This is a genomic window from Methylocystis sp., assembly GCF_051061225.1.
Taxonomy (GTDB): domain Bacteria; phylum Pseudomonadota; class Alphaproteobacteria; order Rhizobiales; family Beijerinckiaceae; genus Methylocystis.
This window is the reverse complement of record NZ_JBPFEB010000037.1, coordinates 1-3,109: the sequence shown is the minus strand read 5'-3', so window position 1 is coordinate 3,109 and position 3,109 is coordinate 1. Positions and strand designations below refer to the sequence as shown.

The following is a 3,109-nucleotide window of genomic DNA, read 5'->3' as shown; positions in this document are numbered from 1 at the left end:
CGAAAGGCCGCTTGACGTGTCTCTTCGCGGCTCGCCGCGTTCGTGTCGCCGATGGCCATAAGCACCGCATGCGCGACAATCGCAGGCAATGCATGCCGGGCGACGAGGTCTGGCTCGTCGGCGAACGCCGATCGACGGGCGAGCAAAAATATTATGTGTCGAACCTGCCGGCCGACGCGAGCCTGAAAACGCTCGCCGCCACAATCAAAGCCAGATGGGTCTGTGAGCAGGCGCATCAGCAGCTTAAGGAAGAACTCGGCCTCGATCACTTCGAAGGTCGATCCTGGACCGGTTTACACCGACATGCGCTGATGACGATGATTGCCTAAGCTTTCCTGCAATCCCGCCGCCTCAGAGCTGCGGGGCGGAAAAAAAAGATTCAGGAGACCGCCGCCACAACCGAGCATGCAGGCCATCCGGCAAGCCATCCTTGACCTCTTTGCTCGGCCGCCACCCAAGCAATGTCCTCATTGCAATAAGCTACTCCCCAAAACCGGCGCACCTAAACTGCCAAAGTAGTGCTAGTCTAGCTATTGCCCACGCTAGATCGGTGATCTCTTCCGGGATAACCCATTCCCAAAGCACCTTAAAAGTTATGCGCTCCCCCCCGGAAACTGGATGCTACTGCTGCGTCGCCGCGATGCCGATTGAAGACGAGATGAACCCGCCCACGCCGGGGCGTTCTTCGGGAAGCGTGTGGGTCGCAAAGGCAGGTCTGCAAGAGCGGTAACACGCGAGAATCCGACTGGACTTTCGCCGGAAAGCACGCAGTGGTGTGCGCATAGCGCGGGCCCCCGCGCGGACATGGCGAGCCTCGCGAACCGCGGGGCTTTGGGCACTGCGAACGCCGTTCCGGCGTTTTTCAGGAGCCAAAAGCCATGAACGCGACAGTTATAAAGCACCGGAAGCCTGAGCCAGCCTCGACCACGAAACCCAAACCAAGGCCGCAAGCAAGGCCCTCCTTCAAGGAACCGCCTGCCAAAGTTCGCAGGTTGGATAAAGCGTCAGAGGCGGCAGCCGATCGCCGGGTTGCGGTTCAAAAAACGACCAAGGCGAAACGACGCCAAGGCGAAAAGCTTGCGCCTCGCAAGGATGCAAAGGTGGAAGCCGCCTCAAAGCCAAACGTCACAGCGCCGAACCAGCAGAAGGCAGTGGCGACTGCTGCAATGGCACCATTGCCGGTCGAACAATCGCACGCCGATCGCAGCACCAAGCAGGAGCGCATGCTTACCCTGCTCAGCCGACCAGAGGGAGCCAGCATCGAAGAGATGATGCAGGCGACGAATTGGCAGCAGAACAGCGTTCGAGGCTTCCTCGCAGGGACCGTGAAGAAGTAGCTCGGCTTTGCCCTGTCGAGCGCCAAGACGGCCGAGGGCGTCCGTCGCTATCACATCAAGGCGCGCCGAGGCCGCTGACATGAGCAAGGCATCGATTAACATTGCCGCCGAACTCAACCGGCTCGAGCTGCGAGACGAATGGCGGCGCCTGCATCGGGCGCAGCCGCCGATGCGCTTGTCGCGCGATCTCCTGATGCGCGGCATCACCTACAAGCTTCAGGAGAGGCCGCTTGGCGGCCTCTCAACGGCAACGCTGCGCAAGCTCGCAAGTCTTAACGCCAAAACCGATGCCGATAAGCCGCCAGCCTCGCTGGTTTCCCTGAAGCCCGGCACGCGGCTTGTGTGCGAATGGCGCGGCGCCACACATTCGGTCCTTGTCCACTCGGACGGATTCGAATGGAACGGCGAACGCTATAGCTCGCTGACCCTCATCGCCGCCGAGCCTGTTGGCGCGCCTGATCTTCGACGACGAGGGAAATCACTTGTCGCCGACCCATGCCGTGAAGAAAGGCAAGCGCTATCGCTACTACGTTTCCGCCGCGCTCATCGCCGGCGCCTATTGGTCGCTCAACAGAGCTCGCCGAGCGCTGGACAGGACTGGCTTCGCTTTAACGGCGTGAAATCATCCACGCGCTGGTCACACGAATAGAGGTCGGCGACGCGAAGATCCTGCTTTTTTTGGATCGATCATCGGTTCCATCCGTCGCACTACCGGACTGGTCGTGAGGCCCGACGAAGCCCACTTTGTCCGCCGAGCTTTTGGCGCTGTCCATTGCCGCCAGTCTCCGACGCGCCGGGAAGGGCGTAAGGCTTGTGATCGGCGAGGGCGCCGCCAACGCCGTCGACAACGGCGTCGCCTCGCTCCTCGCCAAAGCTATCGCCGCGCGTGCGATGCTCTTCTCCGGCCACGACGACAGCGTCGAAGCGATGGCTGCCCGGCTGGGGGTGCGGCGGGATTATCTCGCTGTGCTGCTGCGCCTGTCCTACCTCGCGCCGGAAATTGTCGGGGCCATCCTCGCCGGCCAGCACCCGGTCGAGTTAACGCCGACGCGCCTCATCGCCCTATCAAGAGGTCTCCCGCACGATTGGGCGGAACAAAAGCGCGTTCCTGGCCTTCCTCTGCCCTAACCGGGGCCTGAACACCAACAGCAAAGCTGCACAACTGACGGTCTGAAAACCGGCACGAGAGACATTCGCGCCGTTCAGGCGCGAAAAGTTCCGGGCATGCGTCTCTGGGAGGCTGTCGCTGCGACGCCGCTGTCGCAACCCGCGGAAAAATCGGGGCCTTACGGGCTCGGCCGGTAACCATGGGAGACATAGGAAATCAGGGAGTTAGCTGGCTGTGGAGGCAGTCCAGAGCGAACCCGTCTCCGTAGTCAAATTCCCTGTTAACAGGGACATTAACAGGGAAATTCGTTAATAGCCTGCCCGTCCGTCCTTCGAGTGCGACTCAGAGCCCTGCAAATCCTGGCTTTTGCGGCCGAATTCCCTATGCAGCGAAACAGGGAAATTTTTGGCGCAGAACAGGGAAGAAGCCGCGCAAAACAGGGAAGCCGCGTGCGACAAGTAGGGAGAGGCCAAGCCGGCCAGGCGGAGAAAGCGTTGTCGACAATCACAGCCGGGTGGCCGCGGGAGTGGCGAGGGCTTGAACTAGAGAAAAGAGGACGCATTCTGTCTCTAGGAGGAGGTTGCGCATGTTCGACAGGGGGGCGGAATATTCGGTCACAGACATCGCCCGCATCGCCGGCGCCAACCCCAGAAGCATCCAGCAT

At 61.1% G+C, this 3,109-nt stretch carries 3 protein-coding genes and 1 pseudogene; all 4 read left to right on the top strand.

The window, feature by feature from the left end:
- Positions 1 to 434: pseudogene (locus ACR652_RS07895) on the top strand (transposase); the annotation flags it as partial.
- A gap of 444 nt (positions 435 to 878) precedes the next feature.
- The gene (locus tag ACR652_RS07890; protein WP_434505969.1) at positions 879 to 1,337 is read left to right on the top strand and encodes a DUF3489 domain-containing protein; all 459 of its coding nucleotides are present in this window, start codon (positions 879 to 881) and stop codon (positions 1,335 to 1,337) included.
- A gap of 79 nt (positions 1,338 to 1,416) precedes the next feature.
- Positions 1,417 to 1,986 carry a DUF2924 domain-containing protein gene (locus ACR652_RS07885; protein ID WP_434505968.1) on the top strand — a complete coding sequence of 190 codons (570 nt, stop codon included), beginning with the start codon at positions 1,417 to 1,419 and terminating at the stop codon, positions 1,984 to 1,986.
- A gap of 95 nt (positions 1,987 to 2,081) precedes the next feature.
- On the top strand, positions 2,082 to 2,465 hold the full coding sequence (locus ACR652_RS07880; protein ID WP_434505967.1) for a hypothetical protein: 384 nt from the start codon (positions 2,082 to 2,084) through the stop codon (positions 2,463 to 2,465).
- The last annotated feature ends 644 nt before the right edge of the window (positions 2,466 to 3,109 follow it).